17 protein-coding genes are annotated in these 13,552 nt (G+C 44.0%); 12 read left to right on the forward strand and 5 right to left on the reverse strand.

Annotated elements, in window-relative coordinates; all coding sequences use genetic code 11:
- Positions 1 to 78 precede the first annotated feature (78 nt).
- From O3622_RS02800 to yidD, 10 genes are all read left to right on the forward strand, one after another.
- Positions 79 to 324, forward strand: coding sequence for a YneF family protein (locus O3622_RS02800; protein WP_000364980.1), 246 nt, complete (start codon positions 79 to 81; stop codon positions 322 to 324).
- 205 nt (positions 325 to 529) lie between these two features.
- The gene (gene racE, locus O3622_RS02805) at positions 530 to 1,324 is read left to right on the forward strand and encodes a glutamate racemase (RefSeq protein ID WP_000370379.1); all 795 of its coding nucleotides are present in this window, start codon (positions 530 to 532) and stop codon (positions 1,322 to 1,324) included.
- The gene (locus O3622_RS02810) at positions 1,321 to 2,292 is read left to right on the forward strand and encodes a nucleoside-triphosphate diphosphatase (protein ID WP_371606991.1); all 972 of its coding nucleotides are present in this window, start codon (positions 1,321 to 1,323) and stop codon (positions 2,290 to 2,292) included. The genes racE and O3622_RS02810 overlap by 4 nt, the downstream gene beginning before the upstream one ends.
- Positions 2,268 to 2,789 (forward strand): metallophosphoesterase, encoded by a 522-nt coding sequence (locus tag O3622_RS02815; protein ID WP_001118939.1) that lies wholly within the window; start codon positions 2,268 to 2,270, stop codon positions 2,787 to 2,789. Before O3622_RS02810 ends, O3622_RS02815 begins: the two co-directional genes overlap by 25 nt.
- Positions 2,786 to 3,247: a cyclic-di-AMP-binding protein CbpB gene (gene cbpB / locus O3622_RS02820; RefSeq protein ID WP_000560696.1), complete on the forward strand. Its 462-nt coding sequence runs from the start codon at positions 2,786 to 2,788 to the stop codon at positions 3,245 to 3,247. The genes O3622_RS02815 and cbpB overlap by 4 nt, the downstream gene beginning before the upstream one ends.
- Positions 3,244 to 3,978 (forward strand): site-specific tyrosine recombinase XerD, encoded by a 735-nt coding sequence (gene xerD / locus O3622_RS02825; protein ID WP_371606992.1) that lies wholly within the window; start codon positions 3,244 to 3,246, stop codon positions 3,976 to 3,978. Before cbpB ends, xerD begins: the two co-directional genes overlap by 4 nt.
- The gene (locus O3622_RS02830) at positions 3,978 to 4,706 is read left to right on the forward strand and encodes a segregation/condensation protein A (RefSeq protein WP_000351895.1); all 729 of its coding nucleotides are present in this window, start codon (positions 3,978 to 3,980) and stop codon (positions 4,704 to 4,706) included. The genes xerD and O3622_RS02830 overlap by 1 nt, the downstream gene beginning before the upstream one ends.
- An 18-nt stretch (positions 4,707 to 4,724) precedes the next feature.
- Positions 4,725 to 5,294 (forward strand): SMC-Scp complex subunit ScpB, encoded by a 570-nt coding sequence (gene scpB, locus O3622_RS02835; protein ID WP_000105288.1) that lies wholly within the window; start codon positions 4,725 to 4,727, stop codon positions 5,292 to 5,294.
- Positions 5,281 to 6,003: a pseudouridine synthase gene (locus O3622_RS02840; protein ID WP_007519228.1), complete on the forward strand. Its 723-nt coding sequence runs from the start codon at positions 5,281 to 5,283 to the stop codon at positions 6,001 to 6,003. Before scpB ends, O3622_RS02840 begins: the two co-directional genes overlap by 14 nt.
- Positions 6,003 to 6,245, forward strand: coding sequence for a membrane protein insertion efficiency factor YidD (yidD, locus tag O3622_RS02845; RefSeq protein ID WP_371606993.1), 243 nt, complete (start codon positions 6,003 to 6,005; stop codon positions 6,243 to 6,245). The genes O3622_RS02840 and yidD overlap by 1 nt, the downstream gene beginning before the upstream one ends.
- A 32-nt stretch (positions 6,246 to 6,277) precedes the next feature.
- Here the strand turns inward: yidD and O3622_RS02850 are convergent, their stop codons facing one another.
- The 4 genes from O3622_RS02850 to O3622_RS02865 all read right to left on the reverse strand — a co-directional run bounded on the left by O3622_RS02850 (position 6,278) and on the right by O3622_RS02865 (position 10,001).
- A complete protein-coding gene (locus O3622_RS02850) occupies positions 6,278 to 7,249 on the reverse strand; it encodes a siderophore ABC transporter substrate-binding protein (protein ID WP_049489959.1) in 972 nt (323 codons plus the stop codon).
- A gap of 97 nt (positions 7,250 to 7,346) precedes the next feature.
- Positions 7,347 to 8,099 (reverse strand): ABC transporter ATP-binding protein, encoded by a 753-nt coding sequence (locus O3622_RS02855; RefSeq protein ID WP_049489960.1) that lies wholly within the window; start codon positions 8,097 to 8,099, stop codon positions 7,347 to 7,349.
- The gene (locus O3622_RS02860) at positions 8,096 to 9,052 is read right to left on the reverse strand and encodes an iron chelate uptake ABC transporter family permease subunit (RefSeq protein WP_049489961.1); all 957 of its coding nucleotides are present in this window, start codon (positions 9,050 to 9,052) and stop codon (positions 8,096 to 8,098) included. Before O3622_RS02860 ends, O3622_RS02855 begins: the two co-directional genes overlap by 4 nt.
- Positions 9,042 to 10,001: an ABC transporter permease gene (locus O3622_RS02865; protein ID WP_049489962.1), complete on the reverse strand. Its 960-nt coding sequence runs from the start codon at positions 9,999 to 10,001 to the stop codon at positions 9,042 to 9,044. The genes O3622_RS02860 and O3622_RS02865 overlap by 11 nt, the downstream gene beginning before the upstream one ends.
- A gap of 233 nt (positions 10,002 to 10,234) precedes the next feature.
- Between O3622_RS02865 and pepA the strand changes: the two genes are divergently transcribed.
- Entirely contained in the window at positions 10,235 to 11,299 is a 1,065-nt protein-coding gene (gene pepA / locus O3622_RS02870) for a glutamyl aminopeptidase (protein WP_371606994.1), read from the forward strand.
- A gap of 20 nt (positions 11,300 to 11,319) precedes the next feature.
- Positions 11,320 to 11,616 carry a bacteriocin immunity protein gene (locus O3622_RS02875; protein ID WP_000840146.1) on the forward strand — a complete coding sequence of 99 codons (297 nt, stop codon included), beginning with the start codon at positions 11,320 to 11,322 and terminating at the stop codon, positions 11,614 to 11,616.
- Between the two features lie 96 nt (positions 11,617 to 11,712).
- On the opposite strand, the gene O3622_RS02880 is transcribed toward O3622_RS02875, so the two are convergent.
- Positions 11,713 to 13,344: a Na/Pi cotransporter family protein gene (locus O3622_RS02880; protein ID WP_084853034.1), complete on the reverse strand. Its 1,632-nt coding sequence runs from the start codon at positions 13,342 to 13,344 to the stop codon at positions 11,713 to 11,715.
- Between the last annotated feature and the right edge of the window lie 208 nt (positions 13,345 to 13,552).

A 13,552-nucleotide genomic window follows, 5' to 3' on the forward strand; every position in this document is an offset into this window, starting at 1 on the left:
AAAGCGTAAAACAAACTGGTCAGGAAAGTCACTTTATGGTATAATATAGAAGACTCAAAAAGAAACAGGAGAAAAAGAATGGATTTACTTTTAGCAATTATCTTGATTGTGCTAGCTTTTCTAGGAGGAGCTCTCGGAGGGATGTACTTGGTTCGTAAGCAAATCGAAAAAGAATTTGCGGACAACCCACGTTTGAACGCTGAGGCAGTTCGTGCTCTCTTGAGTGCAAATGGTCAAAAACCAAGCGAAGCCAAGGTACAACAAGTTTACCACCAAATCATCCGCCAACAAAAAGCAGCTCTTGCTAACAATAAAAAGAAATAAATAGGAAAAGTCTGGGATGAAAGTTCCAGACTTCTCACTATGTTCAATAGCTCTCAAGGATAAGACTTTTTCCTTGCATTCTATTGATATTTGATTATGATTAAAAGAGAGGCAGTTGCCATTCTATCAAGCTGTCTGTCCGTTCATTTAGGACAAGGAATCATAATGAACTATCAATCAGAAAATAGACTAGAAAGAAGACTGTATGGATAATCGACCAATTGGTTTTTTGGATTCGGGTGTCGGGGGCTTGACCGTTGTTCGTGAGCTCATGCGCCAGCTTCCCCATGAAGAAATCGTCTATATTGGAGATTCGGCGCGGGCGCCTTATGGTCCCCGTCCTGCTGAGCAAATCCGTGAATATACTTGGCAGTTGGTCAACTTTCTCTTGACCAAGGATGTCAAAATGATTGTCATTGCTTGTAATACTGCGACTGCGGTCGTCTGGGAAGAAATCAAGGCCCAACTAGATATTCCTGTCCTAGGCGTGATTTTGCCAGGAGCTTCGGCAGCTATTAAGTCCAGTCAAGGCGGGAAAATCGGAGTCATTGGAACGCCTATGACGGTCCAATCAGACATCTATCGTCAAAAAATCCATGATTTGGATCCAGACTTACAGGTGGAAAGTTTGGCCTGCCCCAAGTTTGCCCCCTTGGTGGAGTCTGGTGCCCTGTCGACTAGTGTAACAAAGAAAGTGGTCTATGAAACCCTGCGTCCCTTGGTCGGCAAGGTGGATAGCCTGATTTTGGGTTGTACCCATTACCCACTCCTTCGCCCTATCATCCAAAATGTTATGGGACCAAAGGTTCAGCTCATCGATAGTGGGGCAGAGTGTGTACGGGATATCTCGGTTTTGCTGAACTATTTTGAAATCAATCGTAGCCGAGATGCGGGACCTCTTCAACATCGTTTTTACACAACAGCCAATAGCCAAAGTTTTGCCCAGATTGGAGCAGAATGGCTTGAAAAAGAGATTCATGTGGAGCATGTAACTTTATGACAAATAAAATTTATGAATACAAGGATGACCAGGACTGGTATGTCGGTGTCTGGGATGTCTATGGAGGCATCTATAGCCTTATCAAAGATCCTCTCGAGCTTGATTTTATGGATTTAGCGCGGATTTTTCGGGACGAGGAAAACGGCTTTCCGATTACGATAACGGTGATGCGCTGGTCTTCTAACTACCGTCTGCTCTCCTTTATCGTTGAGATTTTAAATGCGGAAGCAGGACGTAACTTGGAAGTCATCCAACGTCAGGGAGCCCTACTCTTGGTTGAAAATGGGCAACTCCTGCATGTAGAATTGCCTAAAGAAGGGGTCAATGTTCATGCCTTCTTTGAAACTAGTAAAGTTAGAGAAACCTTGTTGATTGCGACTCGTAACGAGGGCAAGACCAAGGAATTCCGAGCTATCTTTGACAAGCTAGGCTATGATGTGGAAAATCTTAATGACTATCCTGACCTGCCTGAAGTAGCAGAAACAGGCATGACTTTTGAAGAAAATGCTCGACTTAAGGCAGAAACCATTTCCCAATTAACAGGTAAGATAGTTCTAGCAGATGACTCAGGTCTCAAAGTCGATGTCCTAGGTGGCTTGCCAGGTGTCTGGTCAGCCCGTTTTGCAGGAGTGGGAGCGACTGATCGTGAAAATAATGCCAAGCTCTTGCACGAATTGGCCATGGTCTTTGACCTTAAGGACCGTTCGGCTCAATTCCACACGACCCTGGTTGTAGCTAGTCCAAACAAGGAAAGCTTGGTTGTCGAAGCTGACTGGCCGGGTTACATTAACTTTGAACCCAAGGGTGAAAATGGCTTTGGTTATGATCCCCTCTTCCTTGTGGGAGAGACAGGCAAGTCAGCGGCTGAATTAACCCTTGAAGAAAAAAATAGCCAATCTCACCGCGCCTTAGCCGTTAAGAAACTTTTGGAGGTATTTCCAGCATGGCAAAGCAAACCATCATTGTAATGAGTGATTCCCATGGCGATAGCTTGATTGTGGAAGAAATTCGTGACCGCTATCTGGGGAAAGTCGATGCCATTTTTCACGATGGTGACTCTGAACTCCGTCCCGATTCTCCGCTCTGGGAGGGTATCCATGTCGTCAAAGGCAACATGGACTTTTATGCTGGCTACCCAGAACGTTTGGTAACCCAACTTGGTCCGACCAAGATCATCCAGACTCATGGACACTTATTTGATATCAATTTCAACTTTCAAAAGTTGGACTACTGGGCTCAGGAAGAAGATGCCGACATCTGTCTCTATGGTCACTTGCATGTGCCAAATGCTTGGATGGAAGGAAAGACACTCTTTCTCAATCCAGGCTCCATTAGCCAACCACGAGGGACTATCAGAGAATGTCTCTATGCGCGTGTGGAGATTGATGACAGCTATTTCAAAGTAGACTTTTTGACACGTGACCATGAGGTTTATCCAGGCTTGTCCAAGGAGTTTGCTCGATGATTGCCAAGGAATTTGAAGCATTTTTATTGGAGCAGGAAGAAACTTTTCTTACCCCTGCCGAGAATCTAGCAGCCTTGATTGATACCCATAATGCTGACCATGCGATTTTAGTGCTGAGCCAAATCACCTATACCCGTATCCCTGTTGTGACCTTTGACAAACGCTTTGTCGGAACCATTGGTCTGAGAGACATTTTGGCTTATCAAATGGAGCAAGGTTTGACAGATGAGCAGATGGCAACGACAGATATCGTCAATATGACCAAGACGGATGTAGCGGTAGTAGCTCCAGACTATAACATCACTGAAGTCCTCCATAAACTGGTGGATGAACCCTTCTTGCCAGTAGTAGATGATGAAGGGATTTTTCAAGGAATCATCACGCGAAAGTCTATCCTCAAGGCCGTCAATGCTCTCTTGCATGACTTTAGTAAGGAATATGAGATTCGATGCAAATGAGAGATAGGATTTCAGACTTTTTAGAGGGAAAGCAGGGTTTGTCTGCCAATTCCAAGCAGTCCTATAAGTATGATCTGGAGCAATTTTTAGACATTGTAGGTGAGCGAATCTCTGAGACTAGTCTCAAGATTTACCAAGCCCAACTAGCCAACCTAAAAATCAGCGCCCAGAAGCGAAAACTTTCGGCCTGTAACCAATTTCTCTACTTTCTCTATCGAAAAGGAGAAGTGGACAGTTTTTACCGTCTGGAATTAACCAAACAAGCTGAAAAGAAGACCGAAAAGCCAGAACTGTTAGACCTAGAGTCTTTTTGGCAGGAAAGTGACTATCCAGAGGGACGCTTGCTAGCGCTCTTAATCCTAGAAATGGGACTCTTGCCAAGCGAGATTTTATCCCTTAAGGTTGCAGATATCAATCTGGATTTTCAGGTGTTGCGAATTAACAAGGTTTCCCAACAGAGGATTGTTAGCATTCCCACTACCTTGATTCCAGAGTTGGAACCCTTGATGGGGCAGACCTATCTCTTTGAAAGGGGAGGGAAAGCCTATTCTCGTCAGTGGGCCTTTCGTCAGCTAGAATCTTTTGTCAAGGAGAAAGGTTTCCCAACCTTATCAGCCCAAGCCCTACGGGAACAGTTCATTCTAAGACAAATAGAAAACAAGGTCGATTTGTACGAAATTGCAAAAAAATTAGGATTAAAAACAGTCCTGACCTTAGAAAAATATAGATAATGGATATTAAATTAAAAGATTTTGAAGGGCCCCTGGACCTGCTCTTGCACTTGGTTTCTAAGTACCAGATGGATATCTACGATGTGCCCATTACGGAAGTTATCGAGCAGTATCTAGCCTATGTCTCAACTCTGCAGGCCATGCGTCTGGAAGTAACGGGCGAGTATATGGTTATGGCCAGTCAGCTCATGCTGATCAAGAGCCGCAAGCTCTTGCCAAAGGTAGCAGAAGTGACAGACTTAGAGGATGACTTGGAGCAGGACCTTCTCTCTCAAATCGAAGAATACCGCAAGTTCAAGCTCTTGGGTGAGCACTTGGAGGCTAAGCACCAAGATCGGGCCCAGTACTATTCCAAAGCGCCAACAGAGTTGATTTACGAGGATGCGGAGCTTGTGCATGACAGGACGACCATCGACCTCTTTTTGGCTTTTTCAAATATCCTAGCCAAGAAAAAAGAGGAATTCGCTCAGAATCACACGACCATTTTGCGGGATGAGTATAAGATTGAGGACATGATGGTCATCGTAAAAGAGTCCTTGACTGGACGAGACCAGTTGCGTTTGCAGGATTTGTTCAAGGAAGCCCAGAATGTTCAAGAGGTTATTACCCTCTTTTTGGCAACCCTAGAGTTAATCAAAACTCAGGAATTAATCCTCGTGCAAGAGGAGAGTTTCGGAGATATCTATCTCATGGAAAAGAAGGAAGAAAGTCAAGAGGCACAAAGCTAGACTTGATAGAGAGGAAAGATGAGTACTTTAGCAGAAATAGAAGCGCTCTTGTTTGTAGCAGGTGAAGATGGGATTCGAGTTCGTCAGTTGGCTGAACTCCTATCGCTTCCCCCGACAGGCATCCAGCAGAGTTTAGAAAAATTAGCCCAAAAGTATGAAAAAGACCAGGAGTCGAGCTTGTCCCTGATCGAGACAGGTGGTGCATACAGATTGGTGACCAAACCTCAATTTGCAGCGATTTTGAAGGAATATTCCAAGGCACCCATCAATCAGAGTTTATCTCGGGCGGCCCTTGAGACCTTGTCTATCATTGCCTATAAGCAGCCGATTACGCGGATAGAAATCGATGCTATCCGTGGAGTCAACTCGAGTGGGGCCTTGGCTAAGTTGCAGGCCTTTGATTTGATACGAGAAGACGGGAAAAAAGAAGTGTTGGGTCGTCCCAATCTCTATGTGACTACGGATTATTTCCTAGATTACATGGGGATAAATCATTTGGAAGAATTGCCAGTGATTGATGAGCTTGAGATTCAGGCCCAAGAAAGCCAATTATTTGGTGAAAGGATAGAAGAAGATGAGAATCAATAAATATATTGCCCACGCAGGTGTGGCCAGTAGGAGAAAAGCAGAAGAGCTGATTAAACAAGGCTTGGTGACGGTCAACGGCCAAGTGGTGCGTGAACTCGCAACGACTATTAAGTCTGGAGATAAGGTCGAAGTTGAAGGTCAACCTATCTATAACGAAGAAAAGGTCTACTATTTGCTTAACAAACCGCGCGGTGTGATTTCTAGTGTGACAGATGACAAGGGCCGCAAGACTGTTGTGGACCTTTTGCCCAATGTCAAAGAACGGATTTACCCAGTTGGACGTTTAGACTGGGATACATCAGGTGTCTTGATTTTGACCAATGATGGAGATTTTACGGATGAGATGATTCACCCTCGTAATGAGATTGACAAGGTCTATGTCGCGCGTGTTAAAGGTGTGGCCAATAAGGATAATCTCCGTCCCTTGACCCGTGGTCTTGAGATTGATGGCAAGAAAACCAAGCCAGCTGTTTATGAAATTCTCAAAGTGGATCCAGTTAAAAATCGCTCTGTGGTACAGTTGACTATCCATGAAGGACGCAACCATCAGGTTAAAAAAATGTTTGAGGCTGTCGGTCTTCAAGTGGATAAGTTGTCACGGACACGTTTTGGACACTTAGACTTGACAGGTCTTCGTCCGGGGGAAGCCCGTCGACTTAACAAAAAAGAAATCAGCCAACTACACACTATGGCTGTAACCAAGAAATAATGAAACGAATCTTAATAGCGCCAGTACGCTTTTACCAACGTTTTATCTCACCGGCCTTTCCACCCTCTTGTCGCTTTGAACCTACTTGTTCCAACTACATGATTCAGGCTATTGAAAAACATGGCTTCAAGGGTGTTTTGATGGGCTTGGCTCGGATTTTACGTTGCCACCCCTGGTCGAAAACAGGAAAAGACCCCGTCCCAGACCACTTTTGCCTCAGACGAAATCAAGAAGAAAAATAAACCCAACATCACCTGATGTTGGGTTTTCTTGCTTATTTCAAAGCTTTTTGAGCGTCTTCAATCATAAGTTTAGTTGATTCAAGTCCGCCTCCGCTTAGATACCAGAGGTCTGGTGTTAGTTGGATAATTTTACCATTTTTAGCGGCAGGAGTTTCAGCGATGAGGGCATTTTCTAGGACGCCATCGTTGCTAGAGTTGTCCCCACCAATGGCAAGGGTACGGTTGATGACAAAGAGGATGTCAGGATTGATTTCTTTCACACTTTCAAAGCTGACTTCTTGTCCGTGTCGAGAGTCTTCAAATTGAGTGTCTGTTGGCTTGAATTTCAAGGTTTGGTACAAGAAAGAGAAACGAGATTGGGCACCAAAGGCAGCCATTTTTCCTTCATTGAGGAGGATAGCAAGGGCTTTTTTATCAGAACTTTCGTTTTTAGTTGCGACTTCTTGGATGCTCTTGTCCAGGTTGGCTAATTCTTCCTTGACTTTCTGTGTACCAGTTTCACCAAAGGCGCTTGCTAGAGATTCGATGTTGGCCTTGGTAGAAGTCCAGTAGTCGTCCTTGCTTGCTTGGAAGAGCACAGTTGGAGCAATTTCTTTGAACTTGTCTACGAATTTTTGGGTACGTGGAGAAGCGATAATTAGATCTGGTTCAAGAGCAGCGATGGCTTCTAGGTCTGGCTCAACCATGGAACCCACATTGTTGACATTTCCTGCAAGATCTTTTAGGTAAGTCGGAACAGTTTTTGTAGGCATTCCGACGATATTCTTTTCAAATCCTAAAGCACGAATAGTATCCGCAGCACCGAGGTCAAAGGTCACAATCTTTTCAGGAACCTTTGAAAGTTTGACCTCGTCTAGTGAACTTTTAATGGTTATCTCTGTTGGAGCAGAGCTACTTGTCTCTGTCTGGCTAGTGCTTGAGTTTGTATTTGTACTACATGCACCAAGAAAGAGCAAGAGGCTGGCCACTAGGGCAGTGAGATAAAGTTTAAGGGATGTTTTCATGATTTCTCCTTTTTAAAATGTGATAACGATGTAGGGGTCTCTTAGATAGGCTTGTTAGCTAAGAGACAGAGAGTTCTCTAACATGAATTCAGAATAGCTAGCTATAGATACAGATCTTTTTGCCATTGATATCAGCCAGCGTGATAGGAATCTCATAGAGTTGACTGAGCAGGTCAGCCTGCATGATTTGAGCAGTCGTTCCCTTGCAAAAGACTTGACCGTCCTTGAAGGCAACAATTTCATCCGCATACTGGCTGGCCATGTTGATATCGTGGAGGACGATGATAATGGTCTTCCCTAGTTCCTCCACCAGTCTCCGAAGAATCTGCATCATGCTGACACTTTGCTTGATATCGAGGTTGTTGAGCGGTTCGTCCAGCAAGATAAAGTCTGTATCCTGGGCCAGTACCATGGCAATAAAGACACGTTGGAGCTGTCCACCAGACAAACTATCGATGTAGCGGTCTTTTAAGTTTGTCAGTTCCAGATAGTCCAGAGTTTCTCGGATTTTTTCCCAGTCTTCTACCTTCAGTCGACCACGGCTGTAGGGAAAACGTCCAAAACTGACCAGTTCTTCAACGGTCAATTTGGCTTGGTAATTGATCTTCTGCTTTAGGATGGTAAGCTCTCGAGCCAGTTCTTGCGAATTCCAACTTTCAATTTCACGACCTTTGATACTGAGAATTCCCTGATCTTTCTTGGTCAGTCTGCTCATGATGGAGAGGAGAGTTGATTTTCCAGCACCGTTTGGACCAATAAAGGCCGTCAGTTTCTGAGGACTGACTTCAAGCGAAATGTCTTGCAAAATATCTTGTTTTTGAATGGATTTGTTAATGTTTTCCAGTTTCACCGACGTGCCCTCCTGTATAGTAAGATAAAGAATAAGAGACCACCCACACTCTCGATAATCATACTGATACGAATTTCCAGTGCAAAGACTCGTTCGATGAGGGCTTGCCCCAAGGTCAAACTAATAAATCCAATTAGAATAGCCACGATAAAGAGCAACTTGTGCCGATAATCTTTGACAATCAGGTAAGTGAGGTTGGCCAGCATAAAACCAAAGAAGGCCATAGGTCCTACCAAGGCAGTTGCCGTTGAGGTCAAAAGTACGATGCCCCAGAGGAGTTCTCTCTGTTCTTTTTCAACATCGAGTCCCAGTATCTGAGCCGTTTCTCTTTGCAGGTGCAAGACATCCAGAACGACTGCTTTTCGAAAGAAAAAGATGGTCAAAGCGAGGATAATCAGAGAACCGATGGATAAGATAGAAGTGTTGAGATGTTGAAAGGAAGCAAAGAGACTGTTTTGCAGTTTATCGTATTCATTTGGATCCATCAGGACTTGTAGGAAGGTACTGATATTTCGAAAGAGACTTCCGAGTGCTAGACAGATCAGCAGGATGAAGACCAGATCTTGCTTCATCAGCTTCTTCAAGTAGCCTTGTAAGGCGAGAAAGAAGAGGGATTGAACAAGAAGCAAGACTAGGAATTCTAAGATAGGAGACTTTCCAAGCTGTAGAAATTTGCTTTCAAACATCAGTAGCAGGGTCTGTAGCAAGACATAGAAGGATTCGATTCCCAAAATACTTGGCGTCAGAAAGCGATTTTCCGTCAGGGTTTGAAAACTAATGGTCGAAATCCCTGTCGCGATGGCTACCAAGAGATAAACGATGATTTTTTGGGAACGTAGCTTCCAGGCAAAGGCAGACAGCTGAGTGATGGGCCAAAAGTAGAGGAGGCAAGCTCCGATGGCCAGAATAATGAGAAGGCAGAAGAGTTTGGTATGTTTGCTTTTAAACTGCATCCTTTTGTCCCCCTCTCCATAGAAGTAGGATAAAGACGAGACTACCAATGATTCCTAGTAGGAGACTGACAGACAGCTCATAGGGCCGAATCAAGACTCGAGAGAGGATGTCACAGGCCAGAACTAGATTGGCACCGACCAGAGCGACGATGAGTTTGGTTTGACTCAAATTATCTCCATAGCGCTTGCGGATAAGATTGGGAACGATGACTCCGAGAAAAGGCAAGGCACCCACGGTAATCATGGTGACACTTGTCGTTAGCGCCACCAGAAAAAGGGCCAGTTTTTCAAGTAGAGAGTAAGAAATCCCCAAACTTTCACTGGTTTCCTTGCCCAGATTCATGATGGTGAAGGTTTGGGAGAATTTCCAAACGGCTATCAGGATAATGAGGCCTAAGAAGAGCCACTCATACTGATGGGTCTGAATCATGGAGAAGGAGCCCTGGGTCCAAGCAGTCATACTCTGAACCAGATTGAAACGATAGGCGATAACTTCTGTGACAGAACCGATAATCCCACTATAGATGATCCCGATCAAGGGCAACATCCACCTTTCCTTTACAGAAAAAATAGTCATAAAGGCCAGGAAAAAGAGGGTAAATAAAATGGATGAGCCAAAAGCAAAGAGCATCTTTTGGGTCAGACTCGCAGACGGAAAGACAAAGAGGCTTAACACCATTCCCAGTTTAGCGGCTTCTGTGGTTCCGACTGTACTTGGAGCAGCGAATTGATTTTGAGTAATGGTCTGCATGAGGAGTCCTGCCATGCTCATACTGGAGGCTGCAAGGAGAATACTGATGGTTCTTGGAAGACGCGACTCTTGAAAGAGAAGCCAGGTCTGTTGGTCAAAAGCAAAGAATTTTTCCCAAGAAAAATCACTGGTTCCAATGGTAATGGAGAGAAAGACCAGGAGTAGAAGTAAGCCTGTTAAAATATGAGAGAGTTTCATGCCCCGTCCTTTCATGTAGATTTGGTATAAAAATACCCTTGGAGATAATGTAACACGATTTTTTTAATCTGTCAATAAATTTTCTGACAATTTAATGTAAAAAGAAAGAAAAATTCCTGAAATAATATCTGCCCCTCTCTTTTATTGGAAAACTGAGTAAAAACCAATCCACCTTCCCACTATCCTTCTCCTATAAAAAGTGGTAAAATGGAGGACAGAAAGAAGGAACTGATATGACAACATTATTTTCAAAAATCAAAGAAGTAACAGAGCTTGCTGCGATCTCAGGCCACGAAGCGCCTGTCCGGACTTATCTTCGTGAAAAGTTGACACCGCATGTGGATGAAGTAGTGACAGATGGCTTGGGTGGTATTTTCGGTATCAAGCATTCAGAAGCTACGGATGCACCACGCGTCTTGGTCGCTTCTCACATGGATGAAGTTGGTTTTATGGTCAGCGAGATTAAGCCGGACGGAACCTTCCGTGTGGTTGAAATCGGTGGTTGGAATCCTATGGTGGTCAGCAGTCAACGCTTTAAACTCTTTACTCGTGACGGTCGTGAAATTCCTGTGATCTCAGGTTCTGTCCCTCCACATTTGACACGTGGAACAGGTGGCCCAACTATGCCAGCAATTTCAGATATCATTTTTGATGGTGGGTTTGCAGACAAGGCTGAGGCAGAAAGCTTTGGTATCCGTCCGGGTGACACCATTGTCCCTGATAGCTCCGCTATCTTGACAGCCAATGAAAAAAATATCATCTCAAAAGCTTGGGACAACCGCTACGGTGTTCTCATGGTAAGCGAGCTAGCAGAAGCCTTGTCAGGTCAAAAACTCGGAAATGAACTCTACCTTGGCTCGAACGTCCAAGAAGAGGTTGGTCTTCGTGGCGCTCATACTTCTACAACTAAGTTTGATCCAGAAGTTTTCCTAGCTGTTGACTGTTCACCTGCTGGTGATGTTTATGGTGGCCAAGGCAAGATTGGGGATGGAACCTTGATTCGTTTCTACGACCCAGGTCACTTGCTCCTCCCAGGCATGAAAGATTTCCTTTTGACAACGGCTGAAGAAGCTGGCATCAAGTACCAATACTACTGTGGAAAAGGCGGAACAGACGCTGGAGCAGCTCATCTGAAAAATGGTGGTGTCCCATCAACAACCATCGGTGTCTGCGCTCGTTATATCCACTCTCACCAAACTCTCTATGCTATGGATGATTTCCTAGAAGCCCAAGCTTTCTTGCAAGTCTTGGTAAAAAAATTGGATCGTTCAACGGTTGATTTGATTAAACATTATTAAGCATAAGGGAGGTGGTCGGGATGGCAGAACCAAACCTAGAAAGCCTTATAAGAGATCTCTACAACCATGCTCGTCAGGGTTTGAGTGAAGATTTAGTTGCTGCTCTCCTAGAGACTGCTAAAAAACTACCAACTACAAATGAGCAATTACTAGCAGTCCGACTCTCAGGACTGGTCACCCGTGAATTGCTCATCAATCCCAAACACCCAGCACCTGAGTTGATCAACTTGGCGCGCTTTATCAAAAGAGAAGAAGCCAAGTATAGGGGCACTGCAGTTTCTGCTATCATGTTTGGAGAACTCTTTAAAATGCTTTGATTCCACTGTGAATCAAAGTATTTTTTATATGTTTCAAAAGAAATTCTTAATTAGGAGACGAAAAAAGCCATCCCATTCAGGATAGCTTTTAGGTTATTAGATTTGTTCAGCAATGACCTTTTCGGCTAGGTTCATAGCATGGTCAGACACACGAGTGTAGTGGGAAATGATGTCGATAAAGTTGACTCCAGCTTGTGTAGAACACTCACCCTTGTTAAGGCGTTTGATGTGGGTCTTTCTGAGAACGCGTTCCATATTGTTGATTTCTTTATGGCGTTCAATCAGACTTTGAGCTTTTTCAATATCATTGTTTTCCACACTATCAAGGGCATCCTTGATAAAGTCAGTGGTTTTTTGATAGATATCCGCCAATTCCTGCAATGCAGCTTCAGAGAACTGAACATTCTTACGTTGGAGGTAGTCTGTTAGGTTGAGCAAGCCTTCTGCGTGGTCCCCAATTCGTTCCAAATCACGAGATGAATCCAGAATGTTGGTCAAGACTTCGCTTTCCTTTTGGCTCAAGGATTCGCTTGAGAGTCGAATGAGGTAACGAGTGAGTTTTTCATCGATGGTGTTGATAGCTTCCTCTGTCTTGTGCCCTTTTTCAGCTACCTTTGCATCCAAACCGATGATATAGGTATAAGAAAGGTCAAAAGCTTTGGCTGCATAGTTCCCCAAGTGCAAGAGTTCTTTTTTGGCATTTCCTAGGGCAATAGAAGGAGATTGCTGGATAAGTTGTTCGTCGAGATAAAGAGGCTCGTACTTGACAACCTCGTCTTCACCAGGGATGAGCTTGGTTACAAAGTAGGCCAAGGCTCCGATGAATGGAAATTGTACAATGGTGTTACTTACGTTAAAAGCACCGTGCGAGAAGGCGATGGTCATCTCAGGTGAGAGGTGAAGGAGTGCCTGGAAGTACTCGATCATAGCAGTAAAGGGGCCTAATAAGATTAAGCAAAGAATAGTCCCTAAAACGTTAAAGGTAACGTGGGTTGCCGCAACGCGCTTTGCAGAGACATTGGCTCCAGCTGCCGCAATGATAACTGTTAGGGTTGTCCCGATATTATCTCCGAAAAGAACTGGTAGTGAACCTTTAAGGTCAAGGAACCCACCTGCATAGAGACCTTGCAAAATCCCGATAGTTGCAGAAGATGCCTGGATGAGGACGGTAATCACTGCACCAGCTACCACTCCTAAAATAGGATTTTGTCCCAAGGTTACCATATATTCCTTGAATTGTGGTAAATCTTTAAGTGGACTCATCCCGGCACTGATGAGGTTGAGAGCGTAGAAGATTCCCCCTACACCAAACAGGATGCGCCCGATATTGTTTGCTGTTCTGTTTTTTGTGAAGAAGAGGAACATGGTTCCAAGGAAAATCAAGGGTAAAGCATACTCGCCTAGTTTGAAACCGATGATAAAGGAAGTAACAGTGGTTCCGATGTTGGCTCCCATGATAATTCCGATAGCCTGTCTAAGAGTGAGAAGACTAGCGCTGACCAGTCCGACCGTGATAACTGTAACCCCCGTACTTGACTGAATCAGGGCAGTCACGACGATTCCGACTAGAACGCCTAAAAAGGGATTGCTAGTGTACTTGTCAATGTAAAAACGAAGGCGATCTCCAGCAGCTTGTTGCAAACCGTCTCCCATGGTCTTGATACTGTATAAAAATAGTCCTAGACCTCCTAAAAAGTGAAATAAAATTTCCTGCCAATTAATGGACATTTCTTTTTCCTCCGAAAAATAATAACGGAATTTCTCCTATTCTATTTTAAAGGATAAAAGTAAATCTCACAAGTGTTTAGCTGAAATTTTCATAAGAAACAAGAACTTTCTTTCAAAATGAGAGATAGATTCCCTTTAAGATAGATGATTTATAGGATTGTGTCCAAATTTTACTGATTATTATCCTAGTTATAGTTTTTATGTTAAA

The sequence above is a fragment of the Streptococcus sp. 27098_8_51 genome (assembly GCF_041432205.1).
GTDB lineage: Bacteria > Bacillota > Bacilli > Lactobacillales > Streptococcaceae > Streptococcus.

What these genes read in the sequence shown, in the direction of transcription:
- O3622_RS02800 (WP_000364980.1), top strand. Translation starts at nt 79, where the DNA reads ATGGATTTACTTTTAGCAATTATCTTGATTGTGCTAGCTTTTCTAGGA.
- O3622_RS02810 (WP_371606991.1), top strand. Translation starts at nt 1,321, where the DNA reads ATGACAAATAAAATTTATGAATACAAGGATGACCAGGACTGGTATGTC.
- O3622_RS02850 (WP_049489959.1), bottom strand. Translation starts at nt 7,249, where the DNA reads ATGAAAACATCCCTTAAACTTTATCTCACTGCCCTAGTGGCCAGCCTC.
- O3622_RS02875 (WP_000840146.1), top strand. Translation starts at nt 11,320, where the DNA reads ATGGCAGAACCAAACCTAGAAAGCCTTATAAGAGATCTCTACAACCAT.
- O3622_RS02815 (WP_001118939.1), top strand. Translation starts at nt 2,268, where the DNA reads ATGGCAAAGCAAACCATCATTGTAATGAGTGATTCCCATGGCGATAGC.
- racE (WP_000370379.1), top strand. Translation starts at nt 530, where the DNA reads ATGGATAATCGACCAATTGGTTTTTTGGATTCGGGTGTCGGGGGCTTG.
- O3622_RS02860 (WP_049489961.1), bottom strand. Translation starts at nt 9,052, where the DNA reads ATGCAGTTTAAAAGCAAACATACCAAACTCTTCTGCCTTCTCATTATT.
- yidD (WP_371606993.1), top strand. Translation starts at nt 6,003, where the DNA reads ATGAAACGAATCTTAATAGCGCCAGTACGCTTTTACCAACGTTTTATC.
- scpB (WP_000105288.1), top strand. Translation starts at nt 4,725, where the DNA reads ATGAGTACTTTAGCAGAAATAGAAGCGCTCTTGTTTGTAGCAGGTGAA.
- O3622_RS02865 (WP_049489962.1), bottom strand. Translation starts at nt 10,001, where the DNA reads ATGAAACTCTCTCATATTTTAACAGGCTTACTTCTACTCCTGGTCTTT.
- O3622_RS02830 (WP_000351895.1), top strand. Translation starts at nt 3,978, where the DNA reads ATGGATATTAAATTAAAAGATTTTGAAGGGCCCCTGGACCTGCTCTTG.
- cbpB (WP_000560696.1), top strand. Translation starts at nt 2,786, where the DNA reads ATGATTGCCAAGGAATTTGAAGCATTTTTATTGGAGCAGGAAGAAACT.
- O3622_RS02840 (WP_007519228.1), top strand. Translation starts at nt 5,281, where the DNA reads ATGAGAATCAATAAATATATTGCCCACGCAGGTGTGGCCAGTAGGAGA.
- xerD (WP_371606992.1), top strand. Translation starts at nt 3,244, where the DNA reads ATGAGAGATAGGATTTCAGACTTTTTAGAGGGAAAGCAGGGTTTGTCT.
- O3622_RS02880 (WP_084853034.1), bottom strand. Translation starts at nt 13,344, where the DNA reads ATGTCCATTAATTGGCAGGAAATTTTATTTCACTTTTTAGGAGGTCTA.
- pepA (WP_371606994.1), top strand. Translation starts at nt 10,235, where the DNA reads ATGACAACATTATTTTCAAAAATCAAAGAAGTAACAGAGCTTGCTGCG.